Raw genomic sequence first — 23,209 nt, 5'->3', positions numbered from 1 at the left:
TTCATGCGCCGGCGTTTCATTATGACGAGCACGATGACAAATATGCCCGCCACAGCACGACATTCGCTTTTCCGGCCCTCAAGGGCGGGGCGTGTCTGGCTTTGGGCCGCGGCGGTGATCGCTATCCTCGTTTTCCTGCCGGTTCTGGCGCTTGCTCGCGAGGCTTTGCAAGGTTCGGCAGGTCTGTGGCAGCATCTGCTCTCCACATTATTGCCGACAGCCTTTGCCGATACGGTCATTTTGCTGCTCGGCGTTGGCTGTATTGCAGCACTCGTCGGGACGTCGATGGCGTGGCTGGTGACGGCCTATGACTTTCGCGGGCGCGGTATTCTGGAATGGGCGCTGCTGCTGCCGCTGGCGGTGCCGACTTACATTGTCGCCTATGCCTATCTTGATATTCTTCATCCGATAGGGCCGGTGCAAGGCGCGATCCGCTACGTATTGGGCTTTGACAGTCCGCGTCAGTTTCGCTTGCCAGATATTCGCTCGATGACCGGCTGCATTCTGCTGCTGGGCTTTGTGCTCTATCCTTATGTTTATATCCCGACCCGGGCGATGTTTCTTACCCAGTCGGCCAGTCTCATGGATGCGGCGCGGACGCTCGGCGTCAGCCGTCGCGGCATTTTCTGGCGGGTGGCGCTTCCGCTGGCGCGCCCGGCGGTTGCCGTTGGTGTAAGCCTCGCCTTGATGGAAACGCTGAATGACGTTGGCGCTGCGGAATTTCTTGGCGTTCGCACGCTAACCGTATCCATCTACACAACATGGATCACCCGGTCCGATCTGCCGGGCGCGGCGCAACTCGCGCTGGCCTTGCTGTTGATCGTGGTGGCGCTGGTTTCACTGGAACGCTGGGCGCGGCGCAAGCAACGCTTTGCCTCTAACATACGCCATTCGCGCGGTTTCGAGCCGTCAAAGGTTTCCACCGCAAGAGGCCTGTGGCTGCTCGCGCTCGGGTTCTTGCCAGTCATCATTGGCTTCGTTGGCCCCGCCCTTTATCTGCTCGTCGAAGCGGTCAAGCGTGCGCGCTTTGCAGGCATATCGCCGCGTCTCGCAGGGGAGGCGTTCAACACCATATTGCTGGCGTCGATTGCGACAGCGATCGTGCTGGTCTGTGGCATGATGGTGGCTTATGCAGTGCGTCTGTTTCCGGGAGCGGCCTCCCGCTGGTTCTACCGCCTGTCGACCATGGGCTATGCTGCGCCGGGTACGGTAATCGCCATCGGCATTCTGGTCGTTTCCGGCAGTTTCGATCATGTCTTCAACCAACTGGCGGGATATTTCTTCGGCGTGCCTGCCGGTCTGATCCTGATCGGTTCGGGCGCTGCGGTGGTTTATGCCTACGGCGTTCGGTTTATGGCCATTGCCGCTGGCGGGATTGATGCGGGGTTGGAGCGCATTCCGCTGTCGCTTGATCACGCGTCACGCACCCTTGGACGCAGCGTGACGGCGACGTTTCGCTCTATTCACCTGCCGCTCTCCAAAACGGCCATTGTTGCTGCCGGATTGCTGGTTTTTGTGGATTGCGTAAAAGAGTTGCCAGCAACATTGCTGCTGCGCCCGCTCAATATGGAAACTTTCGCAACGCATCTTTACGGCGAGGCGGCGCGCGGTACATATGAAGAAGCGTCAATTGCGGCACTCGCAATTGTCGTCATCGGCATTGTGCCGGTTATCCTGCTTGCCCGTGTTGGTCGCAGGGTTGGCAAATAAGCTCGATAATATTACTACTATCTAATATAGTAAGCGAATTAAGTATAGACCTTACACTTTGGTATCCGATGCACTTTTAGGTCGGATTTATAATTGCTTAAGTAGTCTGGGCTAAACAATTATGCGTTGTATAGCAAAAACACAAAAATGCTTCGGTCAGGGCCGGCGGCGGCCTTGCACAAATGAAAGCGGGGGCGTGTTATGTTCAAAGTTATAGAATGCATATCCGTCCAACATGACAGACCCATCGTCGTTCTGGCTGCGGTCATTTCCCTTATTGGCGTTTTTGCGTTTTTTCTTTTGCTCGCGCGAGCGGGAGAATGTGCCGACCATCGTCGTGACAGCTGGCTTGCGACTGCCGCTTTTGCTGGTGGTTTGAGCGTCTGGGCCACACATTTCGTGGCGATGCTGGCCTATCAGGGCACGGTGGCGCTCGAGTTCGATCTTGTCATCACGACGCTTTCAGCGATTATTGCGATTGCCGGTTTCTGGGTCGTGCTGCGCCTGTTCGACTTTAGCAGCTTGAAAGCAAATCTGCTGGCCGGGCTTTGCGGTGCGCTGGTTATCGCCGCGATGCACTTTACCGGCATGTCCGCCATCAATGCGGCTGCTACCGTGCAGTTTGATCCGATGCCGATTATTGTCGGCGCTGTCGTCTCCACGCTGCTGCTCGCTGGCGCTTTCGAAGCGATGCGCATGTCAGGGCGCTGGATGCGTCTTTCCCTGGCGACTGTTCTCGGCGTCGGCTCGATCTGCGTTTTGCATTTTACCACCATGTCGTCGACTACGCTGATCCCTGACCCAAGCCTGCCGGCGGCTGATCCGCTTGGCACGGGCCGCATGTGGATTGTCGGTGCTGTTGCGACTGTGTCTTGCTTCATCGCGTTCATGACGGTCGCCGCCGTGTTCATCGACCGTTATATGACGGATTTGAAAGGCTTTGCGAATGCGACGCTGGATGGCCTCGCCGTCATCCGCGATGACCGGATTGTCGAAGTGAATGCGCGTTTCTCCCGACTGATGAACAGCAATGAAAAGGCGCTGGTCGGACGTTCGCCGGAAGATCTGTTGCTCACGGCGGATGGTCTGCCTGCTGCCGCACCGCGTCAGGCGGCTGTCGAGGCGAAGCCACGACAGGAAAATGACGAGCGGATTTTCGAACTCGCCGTCCACACGATTGAATATCAGGGCAAGGCCTGTGAGGTTCTTGCCGTGCGCGACCTGACGGAAAAGCGTGCCGCGCAACGCCAGATCGAGCATATGGCGAACCATGATGCGCTGACCGATCTTCCCAATCGCGCCTTTTTCGAGCAGCGGCTGAGCAATGCGGTTGGCGGGCGTTCGCAGCAGCGTTGCGCCGTTTTCGCGTTGGATCTCGACCGGTTCAAGGCGGTGAACGATATTTTCGGCCATGCGCAAGGCGATCGGGTGCTGAAAACCGTTGCCAATATTCTGCGGCGCACGATCAGTGGTGTCGATACGGCGGCCCGCATTGGCGGCGACGAGTTCGTCATCCTGCAAGTGGGCGTGCCGCAACCTTCCGGCGCCCGCAAGCTTGCCGAGCGGATATTGGAAGAATTCAAGTCGGAGATGAATATGATCGCCGACCAGACGGCGGTTGGTGTCAGTATCGGCGTTGCGATCTATCCGGCCGATGGCAGCGATGCGGAAACGCTCCGCCATGCCGCAGACGTCGCGCTTTATCGCGCCAAGACCAGCGGCAAGGGCATGGTCGCATTCTATTCGCCGGAAATGGATCGCGAGATCACCGAGAGACGGCAACTTGAAGCTGATCTGCGTCAGGCCATGTCACGCGGTCAGATCACCATCGCCTATCAGCCGCTGATCGGAACTGCCGACGGTTCCTGCAAGGGCTATGAAGCGCTGCTGCGCTGGACCCACCCCGAACGCGGATCGATCCCGCCGGAAGTATTCATTCCGATTGCCGAGGAAACCGGCGTGATTATCGCCCTTGGCGAATGGGTGCTGCGGGAAGCGTGCCGCACAGCGGCGACATGGGACCGTCATTTGACGATTGCCGTCAATGTGTCTCCGATCCAGTTCCGGTTGACCAATCTACCCGAAACAGTTGCTGCCGTTCTGGATGAAACCGGTCTCGACGCTTACCGGCTGGAACTGGAAGTTACGGAAGCCGCACTTATCAAGGACAGGCCCACGACGCTGGAATTGCTGCGCCGTATCAAGAAACTCGGCGTGCGCATCGTGATGGACGACTTCGGCACAGGCTATTCTTCGCTCAACAATCTCCAGAGCTTTCCATTCGACAAGATCAAGATTGATCGCAGCTTCATCAATACGATGGAAACGGATGTCAGCTCCCACGCCATTGTGCGCGCTATCGTCGGACTTGGGCGCAGCCTTGATCTGCCAGTTGTCGCGGAAGGCATCGAGAACTTTCATCAGCACCGCATGGTGATCGAGGAGGGCTGCGCACAGGTGCAGGGCTTCCTGTTCGGGCGTCCAGCGCACACGCCGGGGGCTGCCGATCCGTCGGATAACGTTCCCTACAAGAAGTTGGTGGACGAGTGAGAACGAGCCGACTTGCTTGGCGCTGTGAATAACCCGACGTTCTGGCCCCGGCTCAGGGGCTGAATACTCTGCCAAATTGTTACAACGCTGTTACATGACAGTAGCGTGACGCGCTTATAGAGCGCGGCACGCGTGCCTGCGCACGCATTGCTTGAAGGCGAATTGTCCAAGACTATCAAGGGGATTGCAGCGGCTGACGCAGCGGAGGGTAGCCGGGATAGTATAATGTTTTCAACACGATATTTCGCGTGATCGCAATAATAAGTGAATTTATTACATGGAGCTTTCCGTGCTTCTAACACGTTGAAGCCACAAATTGACAGCTCAATGGGGCTGAAGCATCGAGCAAGAAACAAAATCGGTTTTTGTTAGAAAGCAAGATGCCTGGATATAAACCTAAACAATACCTTCGGTTCGGAAGGAAAAGCCAAGTGGCGGCTTTAACCAGACGTATCGCGGCTTAAGTTGGATGATGGATATTATGCTTACTTCGCAGCAATGGCTCCCGGTCGAATTGCTCAACATCGGGCTGGCCGCGGCTCTCTTCTTCGCCTGCCTTGTCCACTCACTGTGGAAGGCGGTTTTCGATGAACTCAACCCGGTGTTCTGGCGCCGCACGGCTGCCCTTTTGTGGGCCGGTGTTGTGGTCGTTGCGCTGAGCGGTGGACTGGATACGTTCAACTGGGTGCAGGCGCTCGGCTGGGTGCTCGTCGCCGGTGGCGTCGTCGCGACTGTGGTTCGCGCCGGTCTGTCCTATTATCGCCAGTACTGCGCACATAATCAGCAGGGCGTCTTCGGTCGTCGTACGCGACTTTCGGGACGGTGAGCCTTATGTTTGCAAGAACTGAAACAATGCCCTTGCGCACTCACCGCCCATATAGCCTGCGCTCGTTCTTTATCCGCGCTTTTGGCTCTGCACGATCCCGTAAATATTCGTAGAGCGGGCGCCCGAGCGGCAATAGGCGAAGAACGGGCCTTCCGCTTCGTCGAGTGCTGCCGCCATGGCATCGACATCATCCTGCGTCAGCTGGCCGCCAACCACCGGAATGTAATAGGTGGCGAGGCCAGCTTTCTCTGCTACGCGGGCAATCTCGGCAAAATCCGGCTGTTCCGGGCCGCCTTCGCCGTCCGGACGGTTACAGATGATTGTCTGAAAACCTTCTGCCGCAATGTCGCGCACGTCGTCGGGCGAAATCTGGCCTGAGACTGAGTAATTGTCGTCGATCTGGCGAATATCCATTTTATCCTCGCTATCGGCGCTGCCTTTCATACACAAAATTGTATTCGGCCATGGCCGAAATGCTTTGTGCTGCATGCCTGTTCGCTGGCACCTTACATAAAACCCGATATGATGCCACATCAAACTGTAGCAATATGTCGGGATGCGAAACCAGCAGGCGAGTGACATGACGATACCCAAGATCAGTCAGGATGTGGTGCGCCTTGCACATCGCGTTTCGGGCTTCCAGGAAGGGCACCGCGCCGTTCCCGAGGAGGTGCCCGTCGCGATGAGCTATAATGGTTCCACACAGGCTGTGATGATGGCGACGCCCTCCGATCTGGAGGATTTCGCTGTCGGGTTCAGTCTGACCGAAGGCATTATCGATGATGCCAGTCAGATCGAAAGCATCGAGCTTGTCGCTTTCGCGCAAGGGGTTGATGTACAGATGCGCCTTGCCGAGTTGCCGGAACAGCGGCTGGCGGCGCGTCGCCGCTTCATGGCAGGCCCTGTTGGTTGCGGCCTGTGCGGCATCGATTCCATCGAGCAGGCTCTACGCCCGGTAACACCACTCAAGGCGGACAAGCAGCGCTTTTCGGCGAGCGCCATTGCTGTGGCGATGGCCGCGCTGGGGCGCGAACAGCAATTGAATGCGATGACCCATTCTGTTCATGCCGCAGGCTTTTACAGGCCGCAGCAAGGTTTGATCGCTGCGCGTGAGGATGTCGGTCGGCACAATGCGCTGGATAAGCTCGTTGGCGCTCTGGCGCGCGATGGGGCTGAAACGGACCACGGCATAACAGTGATCACGAGCCGGGTATCTGTTGAAATGGTGCAAAAGGCAGTGAAGCTTGGCGCGCCTGTGCTGGCGGCTATTTCAGCGCCGACGGCTCTTGCCATCAGGACGGCGGAAGAGGCCAATCTCACTCTTGTCGCCATCGTGCGCGGCGAGGAATTCGACGTCTATACGCATGGCGAGCGAATTGTGACCGATTGAGTGACGGCCCCGCAGGGCAGGGCCGTCCCGATCAATGATCAGACCAATGCGGCGATACGGCTACGTTCGCCAACGATCTGCAAGGTCGCATGAGCGGCTTCGACGCCCTTCACCTTGAAATGGTTGAAGAAGAAGTCGTGATGCTCCTTGCTGTCATGGAAATGGTGCGGGGTCAGAACGACGCTCAGCACGGGCACTTCGGTTTCCAGCTGCACCTGCATCATGCCGTTGATCACGGCAGTTGCCACGAAGTCATGACGGTAAATGCCGCCGTCAATGACGAAAGCAGAGCCGACGATGGCGGCATACTGGCCGGTCTTGGCGAGCGTCTTGGCATGAAGCGGAATTTCGTAAGCGCCGGGAACGTCGAAGACTTCCACTTCGACATTGGCGCCCGTCTTGGCGGCCAGTTCAGCGATAAAGCTCTTGCGGGCTTCGTCGACGATGTCGGCGTGCCAGCGGGCCTGAATGAATGCTACTTTGAAGGAAGTCTTGTTCGGATAGCTCTGGTTCATAGGTTCCTCAAGAAACTAGAATCAGGGCGCACAAAGGAACGCATTACTCGCGTCGGAAGACGCAATTCGTCACGCTCTTTTGCTCTCTTTCATCCGGACTATACCGTCGGCTCCGGCATCTCACCGGATCTGCTGACCCTGATTGATGAAGCGAATCAGCTTCGTCTTTCAGGCGCTCGCGGGCTCGGAAATCGCTTTCCATACCGCCGGTGGGGAATCTCACCCCGCCCCGAGAACAAGCCCACGCACTATTGCGTAAGCCCTGTCAAATTAAGTGGGCGTCGCGAGCTTGTCCAGCCATTTCACAGGATTTTTATCCCATTAAAGAACGGGTATCGGCATTTTTGGTTCGCTGTCATTCAAGGGGTTAGGTGATGGCTGCCAAGCCTCGGAAAAGAGCCTAAACGCCTCATTTCTCATAAGAAATTGTTCGCAGAATGCTACTTAAAATTTTAATCGATTAAATTTCTCGCTATTTATCATATCGGGGATATTGACACCTATCCCGGGTTTCAGCCTATCCTAGGCAATACATCTTGTCTGGTGGATGCGGTTCATTCATAAAAGACAACGTTGTCAATTGGGGTGAGGCGGCGTAAAGATGGTTTGGAGGACATCGGAGGACGTCGCGTCAGTTGGCCGGGGTATCCGGCGGAGATCATCTCTCTGCATCGGGTTGCGGCAGTGAATGAGGAGGAGCCGGTTGTATGGAGCGACCGGTTTCAGTTTGCGCCTCAAGGCGCGGACAGGACGAAGGAAATTCAAAACGGATAGCTGCGCGGTCGGGACGGGATTCCCGGCACGGCGATCCGGTGTAACAAGTTTCGTTTGTTTCTACGGGAGGTAGACATGCATAAACTTCTGAAACTCGCCGCTATGGGTACGGCTGCCTGCGCTTTGCTCGCCGGAATGGCGCCTGTCGCAAACGCTGCTGATGCCAAGCAGAACGTTGAAGTTCTGCACTGGTGGACCGCTGGCGGTGAAGCTGCCGCGCTCGACGTTCTCAAGAAGGACCTCGAAAAGAAGGGCATCAGCTGGACCGACATGCCTGTTGCAGGCGGCGGCGGCACCGAAGCCATGACCGTTCTGCGCGCTCGCGTTACCGCTGGCAACGCGCCGACTGCCGTGCAGATGCTCGGCTTCGACATTCGCGACTGGGCCGAGCAGGGCGCTCTCGGCAATCTCGACGAAGTTGCCAACAAGGAAGGCTGGGACAAGGTTATTCCCGCTCCGTTGCAGGCATTCGCCAAGTATGAAGATCACTGGATTGCTGCACCTGTGAACGTCCACACCACCAACTGGATGTGGATCAACAAGGCCGCGCTCGACAAGGCAGGCGGCAAGGAACCGGCAAACTGGGATGAGCTGATTGCGCTTCTCGACAAGTTCAAGGAACAGGGCATCACGCCAATCGCGCATGGTGGCCAGCCTTGGCAGGATGCGACGATCTTTGACGCTGTCGTTCTTTCGTTCGGCACCGACTTCTACAAGAAGGCTTTCGTCGATCTCGACCCGGAAACCCTGGGCAGCGATACGATGAAGCAGGCTTTCGACCGCATGACCAAGCTGCGCAGCTATGTCGATGACAACTTCTCTGGTCGCGACTGGAACCTGGCTTCGGCCATGGTTATCGAAGGCAAGGCCGGTCTGCAGTTCATGGGTGACTGGGCCAAGGGCGAATTCGTGAAGGCTGGCAAGAAGCCGGGCGAAGATTTCGTCTGCATGCGCTATCCGGGCACGCAGGGCGCAGTAACCTTCAACTCCGACATGTTCGCGATGTTCAAGGTTGCTGACGACAAGATCCCGGCTCAGATGGAAATGGCTTCGGCTGTTGAAAGCCCGACCTTCCAGTCGGCCTTCAATGTGGTCAAGGGTTCGGCTCCTGCACGCACCGACGTGCCGGATACTGCTTTCGATGCTTGCGGCAAGAAGGCCATCGCGGATCTGAAGGAAGCTGATGGCAAGGGCACGATGCTCGGTTCCATGGCGCACGGCTACGCCAATCCTGCCGCCGTCAAGAATGCGATTTACGACGTGGTGACCCGCGAGTTCAACGGACAGCTTTCTTCTGAAGATGCTGTCAAGGAACTCGTCTCGGCTGTCGCTGCTGCGAAGTAATACGCTGAACAGGCGTCCGGGAGTTTAAACCTCCCGGACGTTTTTTATCCGGCCCGAGGTGCGAGAAGAGCGCCTTACAGCCAGCCGGAGCAGCATTTCGGAATTCAGAACAAGCATTGCATGATGTTGTCTTGCATGGTTCCATCGGAACCGGTGAAGGCATCGTTGGACCAACGCATTTTGCAGCCGGGTCGTTCTCCGGTCATGCATAAATGCCGCTGAAACGATCGTCTCGAATGCCCGTTCAAAGGGCATCACGAGCGGCGCAAACTGGGTGGCGCAAATATGCAGCGTAACAGCCGATTGCAGGAAATCATCCCCAAGCTGGTCTTGGCTCCAAGCTTCCTGATCGTCCTCGTCTTCGTCTACGGGTTTATCATCTATACAGGCGTGCTTTCGCTGACCAACAGCCGCATGCTGCCATCCTATGGCTTCGTGGGATTGTCCAATTATGAGAAACTCTGGGCACTGCCACATTGGTGGCGGGCGATCACCAATCTGGCGATCTTCGCGTCGCTCTACATCATCATCTGCTCGGTGATTGGCCTGTTTCTGGCCATTCTGCTCGATCAGAAGATCCGCGGCGAAGGCTTTTTGCGTCCGATCTATCTTTATCCGATGGCCCTGTCCTTCATTGTGACCGGCACGGCATGGAAGTGGTTTCTCGATCCCGGTATCGGGCTTGAAAACACCATGCATCTGTGGGGCTGGGAAAGCTTTACCTTCGGCTGGATCAAGAGCAACACCATGGCGATCTACTGCCTGGTGATCGCCGCTGTCTGGCAATCGTCGGGTTTCGTGATGGCCATGTTCCTTGCAGGCCTGCGTGGTGTCGACAATGAAATCATCAAGGCGGCCCAGATTGACGGGGCTTCGACCGGCACGATCTATCGCCGCATCATCATTCCCTTGATGCGCCCGGTTTTTCTGTCGGCCTTCGTGGTGCTGGCGCATCTGGCGATCAAGGCCTACGATCTTGTCATAGCACTGACCGGCGGCGGACCGGGACAGGCGACCGAACTCCCGGCGACATTCATGTATTCCTATACGTTCACCCGTAACCAGATGGGTATCGGCGCTTCGTCGGCGATTGTCATGCTGGCGATGATCTTCTCGATCATCATTCCCTATCTCTATTCGGAAATTCGCGGAGGGTCGCGGTCATGAGCGCCCAGTCGCAAGATAACGCCATCAACAGCGGTAAGCTGACGCGCGCGCTGATCTATACCGCGCTGCTGCTCTTCGCCATCTACTATCTGTTGCCGCTCTATGTGATGCTGGTCAACTCGTTCAAGCCTCTGGAAGAAATCCGGCAGGGCGGTATGTTGAACCTGCCGCAGCAATGGACCATCGAGCCTTGGCTTTCGGCATGGTCGACGGCGCAGATCGGCGTGCAGCCTACCGGCCTGAAGCCGTTCTTCATCAATTCCATTCTGATGGTCGTGCCCGCCGTGGCGATCTCCACCATTATCGGTGCGCTGAATGGCTATGTGCTGACCAAATGGCGCTTCCGTGGCTCGAATATCTTCTTCGGCCTGCTGCTGCTGTCATGCTTTATCCCGTTCCAGATCGTGCTGATCCCCATGGCGCGCATGCTCGGACTTTTTGGCATTGCCGGAACGATCTGGGGCCTCATCATGGTGCACGTCATTTACGGTCTTGGCTTCACGACGCTTTATTTCCGCAACTATTACGAAGCGTTTCCGACCGAGCTGGTGCGCGCTGCGCAGATTGACGGGGCAAGTTTCTTCCAGATTTTCTGGCGCATTCTGCTGCCGTCATCCGGGCCGATCATCGTCGTGTCCGTGATCTGGCAGTTCACCAATATCTGGAACGACTTCCTGTTCGGCGCATCCTTCTCCGGCGCGAATTCCACGCCGATGACGGTGGCGCTCAACAACCTCGTTTCCTCTTCCACAGGCGTCAAGGAATATAACGTTCATTTCGCAGCCGCCATTCTGGCCGCTCTGCCGACGCTGATCGTCTATATCGTGTCCGGCCGCTACTTTGTGCGCGGTCTGATGTCCGGCGCCGTCAAGGGATAAGTTCACTATGTCGTTTCTGAAAATTACCGATCTTTACAAGTCCTACGGCACCGTCTCGATCCTGAAGAACATCAATATCGAGATTGAAGAAGGCGGCTTTCTGGTCCTCGTCGGTCCGTCGGGCTGCGGCAAGTCCACGTTGCTCAACACGATTGCCGGTCTCGAGCCGATCACATCCGGTGACATTGCGATCAAGGGCAAGTCGGTTTCCGGCCTGCACCCGTCCCAGCGCGATATCGCCATGGTCTTCCAGTCCTATGCGCTTTATCCGAATATGACGGTTGCCGGAAACATCGCTTTCGGCATGGAAATTCGAAAAGTTCCGAAGCCCGAGCGGGACAAGGCTATTCAGGAAGTGGCCGATATGCTGCAGATCGGCCATCTGCTCGACCGCAAGCCGAGCCAGCTTTCTGGTGGCCAGCGCCAGCGTGTTGCGATGGGGCGCGCACTTGTACGCAATCCGCAGGTGTTTCTGTTCGATGAGCCGCTATCGAACCTCGACGCGAAGCTGCGCGTGGATATGCGCACCGAAATCAAGCGCCTGCACAGCCGCATGAAGACAACTATCGTCTATGTAACGCACGACCAGATCGAAGCCATGACGCTGGCGACCAAGATTGCCGTGCTGAAAGACGGTGTTCTGCAGCAGTTCGGCACGCCCGCAGAGATTTACAACAACCCGTCCAACATGTTCGTGGCGGATTTCATGGGTTCGCCGGCGATGAACCTGCTAACCGTTGCTGTCGAGAAGAATGGCGCGGATTATGCCATCTCGCTTGATCGCGGTGATGGCCAGGCATTGACGCTTCCGTTGAAGAACGCTCCGCAAGCTCTTGGCGACTATGTGGGCAAGCAGGTTGTTTTCGGCATTCGCCCGGAAGCTTTGACCGATCCAGACGGCGCGGATCGCAATGCGGGCGCGGTTGTGGAAGGCGACTGCCTGATCGATGTGGTCGAACCGGCAGGATCGGACACGTTTGCGGTGACCCGTCTTGGCGGCAAGCATGTGGTTGCCCGCCTGCGCGCCGATGCGCGCATCGTGGCAGGCCAAGCTTCGCGGCTGGCCTTTAATCTCGACAAGGCGGTGTTCTTCGACCCGACCAGTCAGGGACGTATTCTGTAGAGCATCATGAGCAAAAGACGGGCAATCGGTTTCAGGACTGATTTCCCGCCTCTATGGGCTGCTCTTAACGCGTCACTACGGGCAAAAACGAAAAGAGCGCTTCCGATAAATCGGAAGCGCTCTTTTTCATAATTTGCCTGGAGGGCAAAATCAAACTCGATATGCGATCATCATAAACACTGGCCAAGCCTCATGGGGCAGCCAAGTTAGCGCAGGAAATCCAGTCCTAAAAGACCGATTGCAAGCGCCGTGTTCAGCGAAATGATCATCATGCCATAAACAAGTGCAGTTCTCGTAATATCGTTCATTTCCTACCTCCTTGAGCCGGGACCACCCCTTCCAGACTCGAAGCTTCGTGAAACTGTTACCGAATGTAACAGTCCGTTACGGCATGCGCAACCCCGCTTTACACAATTGTGAACGATTGAAATCTGCCGTGAGAAATGGGTGCTTTTGGCCCAACTGGGCGCTGAGTGAAGGGTTTTTGAGCCGGTAAATCGCTAAAATTGGGCCTAAGTCACCACAATGTGAGAAAAAATTGGCTAGCAATCTACCAATAAGCACGACATAGCTTTGGTAAGCTTTATGTAAAAGCACGGCTTATTCGGAAATTCACCGTGAACCGCATCATTCCCCTTGTGCTGGCAATTGCTCTTTTCATGGAGCAGATGGATTCGAATGTCATTTCGACATCTTTGCCAGCGATTGCCGCCGATATCGGCACCAGTCCAATTGCTCTCAAGCTGGCCCTTACGGCCTATCTGGTCGCGCTGGCGGTTTTCATTCCGATCAGCGGCTGGATGGCCGACCGGTTCGGAGCCAAAAATGTTTTCCGCGCCGCAATCGCCGTCTTCGTCGTCGGCTCAATTGCCTGTGCAGCCGCCAATTCGCTGACTGCCTTTGTCGTTTCACGCTTTTTGCAGGGCATGGGTGGCGCGATGATGACGCCCGTGGGACGTCTTGTGCTGGTGCGCTCGACACCGCGCAGCGAACTTGTCTCCGCCATGGCTTGGCTGACGATCCCCGCCATGGTTGGCCCATTGGTCGGGCCACCTGTTGGTGGTTTCATCACGACCTTTCTCACATGGCACTGGATATTCCTGATTAATGTGCCCATCGGCGCTGTCGGCATCTGGTTTGCCACGCGTTTTCTGCCGGATAATGACGAGCGCATCGTCAAGCGCCTCGATTGGCCTGGCTTCTTTTTGTCCGGTCTTGCCATGTCCGGCGTGGTGTTCGGCCTGTCTGTTGTCAGCCTGCCCGCGCTGCCGCCCGCTATCGGTTTCGTGACGGTGGCGATCGGTCTGGTCTGTTCGGTGCTGTATATCATCCATGCCCGCCGCAGTGCTGATCCGCTGCTCGATCTTCGGCTGTTCGACAATCAGGTGTTCCGGTCGGCGGTGTTGGGGGGCAGTATTTTCCGCTTCGGCATCGGCGCAATTCCGTTTTTGCTGCCGCTTATGTTCCAGCTGGGCTTCGGCTTCACGCCGTTTCAGTCGGGCATGATAACCTTCGTGTCAGCCATCGGTGCGATCAGCATGAAGTTTGGTGCCAAGCGGATTTTTGCGAAGATCGGCTTCCGGCGCGCCTTGATGTCGGGCTCGATCATTTCGGCGGGCTTCATTGCGGTGAACAGCCTTTTCACGCCCATGACGCCGATCTGGATCATTCTTAGCTTCCTGCTGGTCGGCGGCTTTGCGCGGTCACTGTTTTTTACCGGCGTCAATGCGCTGGCTTATGCCGAAATTCCGGATGAAAAGACCAGTCAGGCGACGCCGATCACCGCTGTCGCACAACAGGTTTCGCTGGCGATTGGCGTTGCCCTTGCGGGTGGCGTACTGGAAATCAGCAGCGGCGTGCGCGGCGCACCGCTGGCCCTGGTCGACTTCCATGTCGGCTTCATTGTTGTGGCTTTGGTGTCCGCTGTCGCATTCTTCTGGTTTGCACGGCTTTCGCCTGAAGCTGGTCGTGAACTATCCGAACCTTCAGCACCGCGCCAGAAGGGCAAGGCTACAGTTGTGGTGAAGCCGGTAAACTCGGCAGCCGGAGAATAGAATAGGAGCCAATCGGCTCCTATCTTGCATTGTCAGCCTTTGAAATCACGTGCGAGCAGATAAAGCTCTACCGATTCCGCACGTGATGCGGGCGGTTTGACGTGATGCACGGAGCGGAATTTCTGCTTCAGCATGGCCAGAAGCTCATTTTCCGTGCCGCCCTGAAAAGTCTTGGTCAGGAAGTGGCCGCCGGGCTTGAGTACCGAAACCGCAAAATCAGCCGCCACTTCGCACAGATGCACCGTGCGCAGGTGGTCGGTGCGGCGGTGTCCGGTGGTCGGCGCAGCCATATCCGAAATGACCAGATCTGGCTTGTCGCCAAGCGCTTCCATCAGTTTCTGTGGCGCTTCATCGTCAAGAAAGTCCATTTCCAGCAGGATGACGCCCGGCAGCGGATCAACATGCAGATAGTCAATGCCGACAACATGCGGATCTTCGTCGGTGGAGCCGACAATCTTGGCTGCTATCTGCGACCAGCCGCCTGGAGCGGCACCAAGATCGATGATCTTCTGACCCTTCTTGAGCAGATCATAGCGATCGTTGATTTCGATCAGCTTGTAGGCCGCGCGCGAGCGATAGCCGTCCTGCTTGGACTTGTGCACATAAGGATCATTCAGGTGACGCAGCAGCCAGCGACGCGACGATTCCTTGATCGTGCCAGCCTTTTTCTTCACGCGGACGTGCAGATTGCTGGTGCCCGCACCACCGCGTCCGCCCGTTTTGGCGCCCGTCTTCGTGCCGCCCTTGTTTCCGCCTGCTTTGCTCATTTTCAATTGCCTGTTCTAGCGCCAACAGCGCATTTATTGGCGCAATTGCGCGCGATTGTGCCGCCATGCGCCGTCGCGCGACATTAGTTCGGTCAGGATGCCTTCTCGCAAGCCGCGATCCGCCACCAGAAGTTTTTCGCTCGGCCAGACCTTGCGGATGGCATCGAGAATGGCGCAGCCCGCAAGCACCAGATCGGCCCTGTCTGCACCGATGCAAGGATTTGCAACGCGCGCGTCGAAATCCCAGGACAGGAGACGGCTCGTCATCTGCGTCACATCTTCTGAACCCATCCACATGCCATCGACCCGGCGACGGTCATAGCGTTCCAGCCCCAGATGAATACCCGCCAGTGTGGTAACCGTACCGGATGTGCCAAGCAAATGGAAACGCGGGCTTGAAGCCAGTTGGCCAAGGCAGTGCCGTTCGGCAAAGCTGGACAGAAGCTCGGTCACGTGACCGACCATCGCCTCGAAACTTTCCTGCGTGACATCGCGACCGCCGAAACGCTCGGCGAGCGTGACAACGCCCACGGGCAGGGAGGTCCATGCCATGATATGTTCGGCAAGACGCGGAGACCGGCGCTGCGAAACGTCGATCAGTGCGATTTCAGAGGAGCCGCCACCGATATCGAACAGAACGACCGCTTCGGTTTCGCGCGCTACCAGTGTTCCGCAACCGGAAACGGCAAGACGTGCTTCCGTCTGGCGATCAACGATTTCCAGTTCAAGCCCGGTTTCCTCGCGTACACGCTCCAGAAACTCCTCACCATTCGACGCAGCACGGCAAGCCTCGGTCGCGATCAGCCGCGAACGGCGGATTTTCTTGCCGGCCAGCTTGTCACGGCAGATCTTGAGCGCTTCGATAGCGCGCTGCATGGCGTTGTCGCTTAACCTGCCGGTTGCGCTCAGCCCTTCGCCAAGCCGCACGATCCGCGAAAAAGCATCCACAACGCGAAACTGCCCCGGTCTGGTCGGCGATGCGACCAGCAAGCGGCAATTGTTGGTGCCAAGGTCAAGCGCTGCATAAAGCGGGGCCTCGGCGTGGGCGTGCCGTGGCGGCTGTGCCGCGCCGTTTTTCCGCTTGGCATGCGACGATACCTGCGCGTGATTGTCACGACGCGGTGTTTCATGCGTGCTCTTGGGCGCGTGTTCGGCTGTCCGCGGCGCGGCATTGTTCTGCTGCTGCGCCTGCTTCTTCTTACGGGCGCGCCTGCGGCGATTCGAAATTTTGCCGGGGGACTTGGCTTCCTGAAGAGTGGTATCTTCAGCAGCTTTCTGCGCGACGACCGCTTCCGGTCTCCGTGCCGCTTTGCCACGGTGACGGCGGCGCGCACGCTTCCGCTGGCTGCCGGAACCCTTGTCATCCGCTTCACTTTGCGGCTTTGGGCGTCCTGAATCGGGTGCGCTACGCGCATTCCCGGCTTCTGCAACGGCTTCCTTGCGCGGTTTGCGCTTGCCGTTAGTCGACGGATTCCGGGCTTGAGCATTTCCCGATTGTCCGCCGGACGCCCCCTGTTGCGCCTTTTCTACGGGGCGCTCCTCGGGGTTTTTCAAGGTACTGATCCTTATAAGCGCCGCGCGAACCAAAAGGACGCAAGCAGGACGCTTGATTTATTACGTTGCCCTTAATGTAACAGCGGTTTTCTCTTTTACCAAGGGGCAGGCCGGTGAGACTCGGCGGAAAATTTCGAAAAGATCGTATGAAATGCGATAAGGCCAAAAACGAAAGGGCCTTCGCAAATGCGAAAGCCCTTTCCTGAAAGACAAAATGGTCGGTCAGATGTCGTAACTATGCGCGGCGTTGATGGTCGCGACGAACTGCTTGGTACGCTCACGGGACGGGCGCGTGAAAACATCGTGTGCCGAGCCGGTTTCGACAATATTGCCGGATTCCAGAAACACCACATTCTGGGAAATCTTGGAGGCAAGGCGCAGATCGTGGGTGGCGATCACCATCGTCGTGCCTTCCTTGGCAAGCTTGCTCAGCACATCCACCACTTCCGATGCAAGTTCGGGATCGAGCGCCGAGGTGGGTTCGTCGCACAGCAACACGCGGGGCGAAGGTGCCAGAGCGCGGGCAATCGCGATGCGCTGTTGTTGTCCGCCGGACAGGGTCGACGGCCAGGCGTCGGCCTTATGCGCCATGCCCACTTTCTGCAACAGTTCCATGGCGCGTTCGCGGGCCTTGGCCTTTGGCCATTTCAGCACGGTGACAAGGCTTTCCATGACATTCTGGATCGCCGTCTGATGCGGAAACAGCTGAAAATTCTGGAACACCATGCCGGTCTGGCGGCGGATGGACTGGATCGCCTGCCAGCTTGGCTTGCGCCCCGGCTCAAACGTCAGCGTTTGTCCGCCCAGCGACAGACTGCCGGATGTGGGCACTTCAAGCAGGTTGATGCAGCGCAGAAGCGTGCTTTTGCCGCCGCCTGACGGGCCAACGAGAGCCGTTACCGAGCCTTCGGAGATGGTGACATTGATGTCGTTCAGGATCACAGCGTCGTCAAAACGCTTTACGATATGTTTCAGCTCGATCATGCGTTTGTCTCCAGCGTGCCGCCATAACGCCCGAAACGTCGCTCAAGCCGTACCTGAAGGGCAGACAGAACCGAACTCAGCGCCAGATAGATCAGCGCGGCTTCGATATAGAGGATCAGCGGTTCGTAGGTCGTGGCGACGATGCGCTGTGCCGACTGGAAAAGCTCCGGCACGGTGATTGCGGCGGCGAGCGACGTATCTTTCACAAGTGAAATGAACGTATTGGAAAGCGGCGGCACGGCTATTCTGGTGGCCTGTGGCAACACGGTACGGATCAGCGCCTGACGCCAGCTCATGCCAATGGAATAGGCGGCTTCCCACTGGCCCTTGGGCACGGACGAGATGACCGCGCGGATGATTTCCGAACTATAGGCGCCGACATTCAACGTGAAGCCGATGAGAGCTGCCGGGAATGCATCGAGATAGATGCCCATGCTCGGCAAGCCGTAGAAGATCACGAAAAGCTGCACCAGCAGCGGCGTGCCGCGGAATATCCAGACATAGAAGCGCGCAATCGACGAGAGCCAGACCGGTGCGAAAAGCCGCACGAGTGCCGTCAACAGCGCCAGCGCCAGACCAAAGATGAAGGACAGCAAGGTCAGCGGAATGGTGAAGATCAGCCCCGCCCAGAGAAGGGTCGGAAGTGACTCGATCATGAGTTGTAGCCAGTCAGGCACCGGGTTCGGCTCCTTGGAACGAAAAGCAGTGTCGGTTCAAACCGAGATGATCAGGCACCGGAAAGGTACGTTCATTCATCTTATACAGTTTATGGAAAGCGAACTTGAAAATTTATTCGGAATAAATTTCTACATACACAAAAAAGAAGCCGGAATCCTGTTCCGGCTTCTCTATTTCCGGCGTTCAGGAGCTTACTTGGAAACGTCCTGACCGAAATACTTCTGTGCGATCTTGTCGTAGGTGCCGTCGGCCTTGATGTCGTCCAGCGCCTTGTTGATCGCTGCAACGAGATCGTCGTCGCCCTTGCGAACGATGATGCCCGAAGCGTCAGCGTTTTCCTTCTCGGCCACGATCTTGACCGGAGCCTTCGGCTGATGCTTCTTGAAGTCGAGGAAGGACAGGCTGTCATTCAGCGTCGCATCGGCGCGGCCCGTCAGAACGAGCTGGATCGACTGGTCGAAACCATCGGTGGCCACGAGTTCCGCGCCGGCTTCCTTGGCGATTTTGCCGTAGTTGCTGGTCAGCGACTGCGCCGACTTCTTGCCCTTCAGATCGGCAAAATCCTTGATCGTGTCGTTCTTGTCGTTGACGATCAGAACAACCTTGGAAACGATGTAAGGGTTGGAGAAGTTGAACTTCTTCTTGCGCTCTTCGGTGATGCCAACCTGATTGATGACGGCATCGTAACGGTTGACGTCGAGACCGGCGATCAGGCCGTCCCACTTGCCTTCGACGAATTCCGGCTTGACGCCGAGCTTGGCAGCCACGGCTTCACCGATTTCCACGTCGAAGCCGACGAGCTTGTTGTCCTTGTCGTGATAGGTGAAAGGCGCATAGGTGCCTTCGGTGCCGATCTTCAGAACGCCCGCCGACTTGATGGCGTCGAGATTTTCCCCGGCCATTGCGCCGGTGAAGAGAGCTGCCTGAATGATGCCTGCGGTAGCGATGATCTGAGCGAATTTCATTTTCGGTATCCGTGAACTGGTTGATGTTCTATTGATCGCAGAAATTTAATTCTAAAGATGCGTCCAAAACGACCATTAAGGCACAATTATTAGGATGTGTTCCTAATTATATGACGAATTTGGGTGAATAATTCTAACATTTTCCAGTGAGGATCGGAAGGGTGGAAAAAGCATTCGCTTGCTTCCTATCCACGGGCCGATTTTGCTTCGTTTGAATGCAAAACGCCGCCAGAATTTTAGCTGGCGGCGGTGCATTTTCAGATGGAACGGAATGGTTAGGGGAATGATTTACTCAGGCTTGCCGAAACCACCGCCGGTCGGCGTGATGACGGTAAAGGCTTCGCCTGCTTCCAGAACAGTCTGGTCGCAATTGCCGAGCACATCGACAGAACCGTCTTTGCGGCGCACTTCGTTGCGACCGGTCTGACCGGCTTCGCCGCCTTCGAGACCGAAAGGCGCCACGCGGCGATGACCCGAGAGAATGGCAAATTCCAGCGTCTTCAAGGCGCGGATCGTGCGTTTGGTGCCATCGCCCGCATGCCATTTGCCTTTTCCGCCGGAACCTTCGCGAATATGGAAATCTTCCAGCAAGACGGGGAAACGGGTTTCCAGAATTTCCGGGTCGGTCAGGCGCGAATTGGTCATATGCGTGTGCACAGCATCGGCACCGTTGAAACCGGGACCGGCGGGCGCACCGGAACAGATGGTTTCGTAATACTGATATTCGTCATTGCCGAAAGTCAGATTGTTCATGGTGCCTTGTGCTGCGGCCATAGCCTTGGTCGCGCCGAACAGGCAGTTGGTGACAGCCTGACTGACTTCGACATTGCCTGCCACGACCGCCGCCGGATATTGCGGCGAGAGCATCGAGCCTTCCGGCACGACGATCCTGATCGGTCGCAGGCAGCCTGCATTCATCGGAATGTCGCCTTCGACCAGCACGCGGAAGACATAGAGCACAGCCGCGCGGGTGACGGGTTCCGGCGCGTTGAAATTGTCGGAACGCTGTTCTGACGTGCCGGTGAAATCGACGGTCGCTTCACGCTTTTCCTTGTCGATGGTGACGCGCACCTCGATCTGGCAGCCCTGATCCATCTCATAAGTGAAGTGACCGTCCGGCAGCTTGTCGAGCACGCGGCGCACGCTTTCGGCGGCATTGTCCTGAACATGGCCCATATAGGCTTTCACGACATCCTCGCCGAAAAGGCGGATCATCTTTTTCAGCTCTGCGACGCCCTTTTCATTGGCGGCGATCTGCGCCTTCAGATCGTTGACGTTCTGCGTCAGGTTGCGGACAGGGTAGGTGGCGCCAGTCAGCAGAGCGGCGAGCGCCTCTTCACGGAAGGTGCCGCGATCGACCAGCTTGAAATTGTCGATATAGACGCCTTCCTGCTCGATATTGACCGCAAGCGGCGACATGGAGCCTGGTGCAATGCCGCCAATATCGGCGTGGTGGCCACGGCTTGCGACCCAGAAGCGGATTTCACGATTATCGTCATCGAAAACCGGCGTGCAGACGGTGAGATCGGGCAGATGGGTGCCGCCATTATAAGGCGCGTTGATGAGGAACACATCGCCCGGCTTGATGTCGCTGTTTTCGCGGATGGCGGTGGCGACCGACGCATCCATGGAACCGAGGTGCACCGGCATATGCGGCGCATTGGCGACAAGATTGCCTGCCGCGTCGAAAACCGCGCAGGAAAAGTCCAGACGTTCCTTGATGTTCACCGAATAAGCAGTGTTCTGAAGCGTCACGCCCATTTGCTCGGCAATGGACATGAAGAGATTGTTGAAAATCTCCAGCATGACCGGATCGGCTTCGGTGCCGATGGCCGTGCGCACGGGCAGCGCCTTGATGCGCGTCAGTACCACATGGTCATGCGCGGTCAGGCGAGCCTGCCAGCCATCTTCGATAATGATGGTCTGGTTCTTTTCGATGATGATCGCCGGGCCGGTAACGGTCTGGCCGCGCTGCATCTGCTCGCGCAAGACGACGCCCGCATCGTGCAACTCGCCTTGCGAGAAGAAGCGGGTCCGCTTGGCGGTTTCAGCTTCCAGATCGCTATCGAGCGATTGGGCGCTTTCGGTCTCGCCTGCGCCACCACCAACGGCCTCGACTTCCACGGCATCGATAACAAGAGCCTTGTTCTCCGCAATGAAGCCGAACCGGCGCTTATGGGCTGCCTCGAATTCGGCGCGAAGACGATCAGCATTGTCCTCAGTGGGGAAGGTGGCCTCAACGGACAGCACCGTGTCGGTGCCCGCATAGCGGATATGCGCGCGCAGATGACGCTGTACGGCTGCGGCCTCGATGCCCTGGGTCAGAAGTTCGGTAACGCATTCCTGCGCCAGTTCTTCGCCCAACTCCTTCAGGGCTGTGGGGGCAGCCGGATCGAGCGCGACGCCGAGCGCCTTTTGACGGGTGGCGCGAATATCGGCCAGACCCATGCCATAGGCGGAAAGCAGGCCGGACATCGGATGGAGGAGAATATTCTTCATGCCAAGCGCATCCGCCACGAGGCAGGCGTGCTGACCGCCAGCGCCACCAAAGCAGTTGAGCGCATAGCGTGTCACATCATAGCCGCGCTGGACGGAAATTTTCTTGATCGCCTCGACCATATTGGCAACCGCAATGCGGATGAAGCCGTCGGCAACTGCTTCCGGCGAACGGCCATCGCCAATCTCGGTTGCGAGTGCGGTGAAGAGTTCACGCACCCGCTCCACATCAAGCGGCTGGTTCTGTTCGGGACCGAAGATCGCCGGGAAGAATTCCGGCAACAGCTTGCCCAGCATGACATTGGCGTCGGTGACGGCGAGCGGTCCGCCATTGCGGTAGCAGGCCGGGCCGGGATTGGCGCCTGCCGAATCCGGGCCGACGCGGAAACGTCCGGCATCGTAATGCAGGATCGAGCCACCACCTGCGGCAACGGTGTGGATCAGCATCATGGGCGCGCGAACGCGCACCCCGGCAACTTCGGTTTCGAAAGCGCGTTCATATTCGCCATCGAAATGCGCGACGTCCGTGGAGGTGCCACCCATGTCAAAGCCGATGACTTTGGGGAAGCCTGCCGTTTCGCCGGTACGGGCGAGGCCGACAACGCCGCCTGCCGGGCCGGAAAGGATTGCATCCTTGCCCTGAAACAGATCGGCTGCCGTGAGACCACCCGACGACATCATGAACATGACGCGCGCGCCGGTGCGCTCGACATCCAGCTCGTTGGACACTTGCGCAACATAACGGCGGAGAACCGGCGACAGATAGGCATCGACGACGGTAGTGTCACCGCGCCCGACCAGCTTGATCAGCGGAGATACCTCGTGGCTGACGGAGACCTGCTCAAAGTCGAGACCACGCGCAATGCGAGCAATTTCAGCCTCATGCGCAGGAAACTTATAAGCATGCATGAGGGCGATAGCGACGGATTTGTAGCCCTGTTCCTTCAGCGCAACCAATGCTGCTTCGGCCTCGGAGGGATCGAGCGCCGTTTCAATCGTGCCGTCTGCCTGAACGCGTTCGTTCAGCTCCACGACCTTTTCATAAAGCGCTTCCGGCTTGATGATTTCGGTCGCAAAAATGTTCTTGCGCTCCTGATAGCCAATGCGCAGCGCATCGCGAAAACCCTTGGTGGTGACAAGGGCCAGCCGCTCGCCCTTGCGCTCCAGAAGCGCATTGGTCGCGACCGTCGTGCCCATGCGAACTTCGCCGATGATTCCGGCGGGAACCGCTTCGCCGGTCTTGAGGCCAAGATGCAGGCGAATGCCGTGAACGGCGGCATCCTTATAGGCAGACGGGTTTTCGGAGAGAACCTTGCGTGCATGGAGCTGGCCCTGTGGATCCCGCCCGATGACGTCCGTAAACGTACCGCCGCGGTCGATCCAGAAGTCCCATACTCCGCGTCCCGTTCCGCTCATCGCTGGCTCCCTCACACA

General features: G+C 57.4%; 17 protein-coding genes and 1 riboswitch. Of the genes, 9 read left to right on the top strand and 8 right to left on the bottom strand.

All coding sequences use genetic code 11. From position 1 onward, the window contains the following. Nucleotides 1-33: 33 nt before the first annotated feature. The 3 genes from FGI60_RS08510 to FGI60_RS08500 all read left to right on the top strand — a co-directional run bounded on the left by FGI60_RS08510 (nt 34) and on the right by FGI60_RS08500 (nt 5,086). Complete coding sequence (locus tag FGI60_RS08510; RefSeq protein WP_138784810.1) at nt 34-1,710, top strand: ABC transporter permease; 1,677 nt, start codon at nt 34-36, stop codon at nt 1,708-1,710. Between the two features lie 201 nt (nt 1,711-1,911). Beyond that, nucleotides 1,912-4,260 carry a bifunctional diguanylate cyclase/phosphodiesterase gene (locus FGI60_RS08505; RefSeq protein ID WP_138784809.1) on the top strand — a complete coding sequence of 783 codons (2,349 nt, stop codon included), beginning with the start codon at nt 1,912-1,914 and terminating at the stop codon, nt 4,258-4,260. Nucleotides 4,261-4,732: 472 nt separating this feature from the next. Next, nucleotides 4,733-5,086, top strand: coding sequence for a hypothetical protein (locus FGI60_RS08500; protein WP_235889776.1), 354 nt, complete (start codon nt 4,733-4,735; stop codon nt 5,084-5,086). A 69-nt stretch (nt 5,087-5,155) separates the two neighbouring features. Here the strand turns inward: FGI60_RS08500 and FGI60_RS08495 are convergent, their stop codons facing one another. After that, nucleotides 5,156-5,500 (bottom strand): TIGR01244 family sulfur transferase, encoded by a 345-nt coding sequence (locus tag FGI60_RS08495; RefSeq protein WP_078337067.1) that lies wholly within the window; start codon nt 5,498-5,500, stop codon nt 5,156-5,158. 166 nt (nt 5,501-5,666) lie between these two features. On the opposite strand from FGI60_RS08495, the gene fdhD reads away from it, so the two are divergent. Beyond that, nucleotides 5,667-6,476, top strand: a complete 810-nt coding sequence (fdhD, locus tag FGI60_RS08490) for a formate dehydrogenase accessory sulfurtransferase FdhD (protein WP_138784807.1) — start codon at nt 5,667-5,669, stop codon at nt 6,474-6,476. Nucleotides 6,477-6,514: 38 nt separating this feature from the next. Here the strand turns inward: fdhD and FGI60_RS08485 are convergent, their stop codons facing one another. Beyond that, nucleotides 6,515-6,991: a 6,7-dimethyl-8-ribityllumazine synthase gene (locus tag FGI60_RS08485; protein ID WP_138784806.1), complete on the bottom strand. Its 477-nt coding sequence runs from the start codon at nt 6,989-6,991 to the stop codon at nt 6,515-6,517. Nucleotides 6,992-7,068: 77 nt separating this feature from the next. Next, nucleotides 7,069-7,232: riboswitch (FMN riboswitch) on the bottom strand. Nucleotides 7,233-7,840: 608 nt separating this feature from the next. Here FGI60_RS08485 and FGI60_RS08480 point away from each other — a divergent pair. From FGI60_RS08480 to FGI60_RS08460, 5 genes are all read left to right on the top strand, one after another. Beyond that, on the top strand, nt 7,841-9,109 hold the full coding sequence (locus FGI60_RS08480; RefSeq protein ID WP_171058736.1) for an ABC transporter substrate-binding protein: 1,269 nt from the start codon (nt 7,841-7,843) through the stop codon (nt 9,107-9,109). Between the two features lie 285 nt (nt 9,110-9,394). Further along, complete coding sequence (locus tag FGI60_RS08475; RefSeq protein ID WP_138784805.1) at nt 9,395-10,276, top strand: carbohydrate ABC transporter permease; 882 nt, start codon at nt 9,395-9,397, stop codon at nt 10,274-10,276. After that, nucleotides 10,273-11,154, top strand: coding sequence for a carbohydrate ABC transporter permease (locus FGI60_RS08470; protein ID WP_078336820.1), 882 nt, complete (start codon nt 10,273-10,275; stop codon nt 11,152-11,154). Before FGI60_RS08475 ends, FGI60_RS08470 begins: the two co-directional genes overlap by 4 nt. A gap of 7 nt (nt 11,155-11,161) precedes the next feature. Next, entirely contained in the window at nt 11,162-12,277 is a 1,116-nt protein-coding gene (locus tag FGI60_RS08465; protein ID WP_138784804.1) for an ABC transporter ATP-binding protein, read from the top strand. Nucleotides 12,278-12,894: 617 nt separating this feature from the next. Beyond that, nucleotides 12,895-14,331, top strand: a complete 1,437-nt coding sequence (locus tag FGI60_RS08460; RefSeq protein WP_138784803.1) for a DHA2 family efflux MFS transporter permease subunit — start codon at nt 12,895-12,897, stop codon at nt 14,329-14,331. A 32-nt stretch (nt 14,332-14,363) separates the two neighbouring features. Here the strand turns inward: FGI60_RS08460 and FGI60_RS08455 are convergent, their stop codons facing one another. The 6 genes from FGI60_RS08455 to FGI60_RS08430 all read right to left on the bottom strand — a co-directional run bounded on the left by FGI60_RS08455 (nt 14,364) and on the right by FGI60_RS08430 (nt 23,191). After that, on the bottom strand, nt 14,364-15,098 hold the full coding sequence (locus FGI60_RS08455) for an RlmE family RNA methyltransferase (protein ID WP_109367223.1): 735 nt from the start codon (nt 15,096-15,098) through the stop codon (nt 14,364-14,366). A 33-nt stretch (nt 15,099-15,131) separates the two neighbouring features. Then, nucleotides 15,132-16,652, bottom strand: coding sequence for a Ppx/GppA phosphatase family protein (locus tag FGI60_RS08450; protein ID WP_138784802.1), 1,521 nt, complete (start codon nt 16,650-16,652; stop codon nt 15,132-15,134). Nucleotides 16,653-16,874: 222 nt separating this feature from the next. Next, nucleotides 16,875-17,636 (bottom strand): amino acid ABC transporter ATP-binding protein, encoded by a 762-nt coding sequence (locus FGI60_RS08445; RefSeq protein WP_078336825.1) that lies wholly within the window; start codon nt 17,634-17,636, stop codon nt 16,875-16,877. Then, nucleotides 17,633-18,313: an amino acid ABC transporter permease gene (locus tag FGI60_RS08440; protein ID WP_138784801.1), complete on the bottom strand. Its 681-nt coding sequence runs from the start codon at nt 18,311-18,313 to the stop codon at nt 17,633-17,635. The genes FGI60_RS08445 and FGI60_RS08440 overlap by 4 nt, the downstream gene beginning before the upstream one ends. A 192-nt stretch (nt 18,314-18,505) precedes the next feature. Then, a complete protein-coding gene (locus FGI60_RS08435; protein ID WP_078336827.1) occupies nt 18,506-19,279 on the bottom strand; it encodes an amino acid ABC transporter substrate-binding protein in 774 nt (257 codons plus the stop codon). A 288-nt stretch (nt 19,280-19,567) separates the two neighbouring features. Then, entirely contained in the window at nt 19,568-23,191 is a 3,624-nt protein-coding gene (locus tag FGI60_RS08430) for a hydantoinase B/oxoprolinase family protein (RefSeq protein WP_138784800.1), read from the bottom strand. Between the last annotated feature and the right edge of the window lie 18 nt (nt 23,192-23,209).

Origin of the sequence: Brucella haematophila, from assembly GCF_005938105.1 — a bacterium.
GTDB lineage: Bacteria > Pseudomonadota > Alphaproteobacteria > Rhizobiales > Rhizobiaceae > Brucella > Brucella haematophila.
Note: the sequence above shows the minus strand (reverse complement) of the source record. Positions and strands in the feature narration are given on the sequence as shown.

Excerpts from the sequence above, each read along its gene's own strand:
- fdhD (WP_138784807.1), top strand. The coding sequence starts at position 5,667 with ATGACGATACCCAAGATCAGTCAGGATGTGGTGCGCCTTGCACATCGC.
- FGI60_RS08470 (WP_078336820.1), top strand. The coding sequence starts at position 10,273 with ATGAGCGCCCAGTCGCAAGATAACGCCATCAACAGCGGTAAGCTGACG.
- FGI60_RS08500 (WP_235889776.1), top strand. The coding sequence starts at position 4,733 with ATGGATATTATGCTTACTTCGCAGCAATGGCTCCCGGTCGAATTGCTC.
- FGI60_RS08430 (WP_138784800.1), bottom strand. The coding sequence starts at position 23,191 with ATGAGCGGAACGGGACGCGGAGTATGGGACTTCTGGATCGACCGCGGC.
- FGI60_RS08505 (WP_138784809.1), top strand. The coding sequence starts at position 1,912 with ATGTTCAAAGTTATAGAATGCATATCCGTCCAACATGACAGACCCATC.
- FGI60_RS08475 (WP_138784805.1), top strand. The coding sequence starts at position 9,395 with ATGCAGCGTAACAGCCGATTGCAGGAAATCATCCCCAAGCTGGTCTTG.
- FGI60_RS08510 (WP_138784810.1), top strand. The coding sequence starts at position 34 with ATGACAAATATGCCCGCCACAGCACGACATTCGCTTTTCCGGCCCTCA.
- FGI60_RS08495 (WP_078337067.1), bottom strand. The coding sequence starts at position 5,500 with ATGGATATTCGCCAGATCGACGACAATTACTCAGTCTCAGGCCAGATT.
- FGI60_RS08485 (WP_138784806.1), bottom strand. The coding sequence starts at position 6,991 with ATGAACCAGAGCTATCCGAACAAGACTTCCTTCAAAGTAGCATTCATT.
- FGI60_RS08465 (WP_138784804.1), top strand. The coding sequence starts at position 11,162 with ATGTCGTTTCTGAAAATTACCGATCTTTACAAGTCCTACGGCACCGTC.
- FGI60_RS08455 (WP_109367223.1), bottom strand. The coding sequence starts at position 15,098 with ATGAGCAAAGCAGGCGGAAACAAGGGCGGCACGAAGACGGGCGCCAAA.
- FGI60_RS08480 (WP_171058736.1), top strand. The coding sequence starts at position 7,841 with ATGCATAAACTTCTGAAACTCGCCGCTATGGGTACGGCTGCCTGCGCT.
- FGI60_RS08445 (WP_078336825.1), bottom strand. The coding sequence starts at position 17,636 with ATGATCGAGCTGAAACATATCGTAAAGCGTTTTGACGACGCTGTGATC.
- FGI60_RS08435 (WP_078336827.1), bottom strand. The coding sequence starts at position 19,279 with ATGAAATTCGCTCAGATCATCGCTACCGCAGGCATCATTCAGGCAGCT.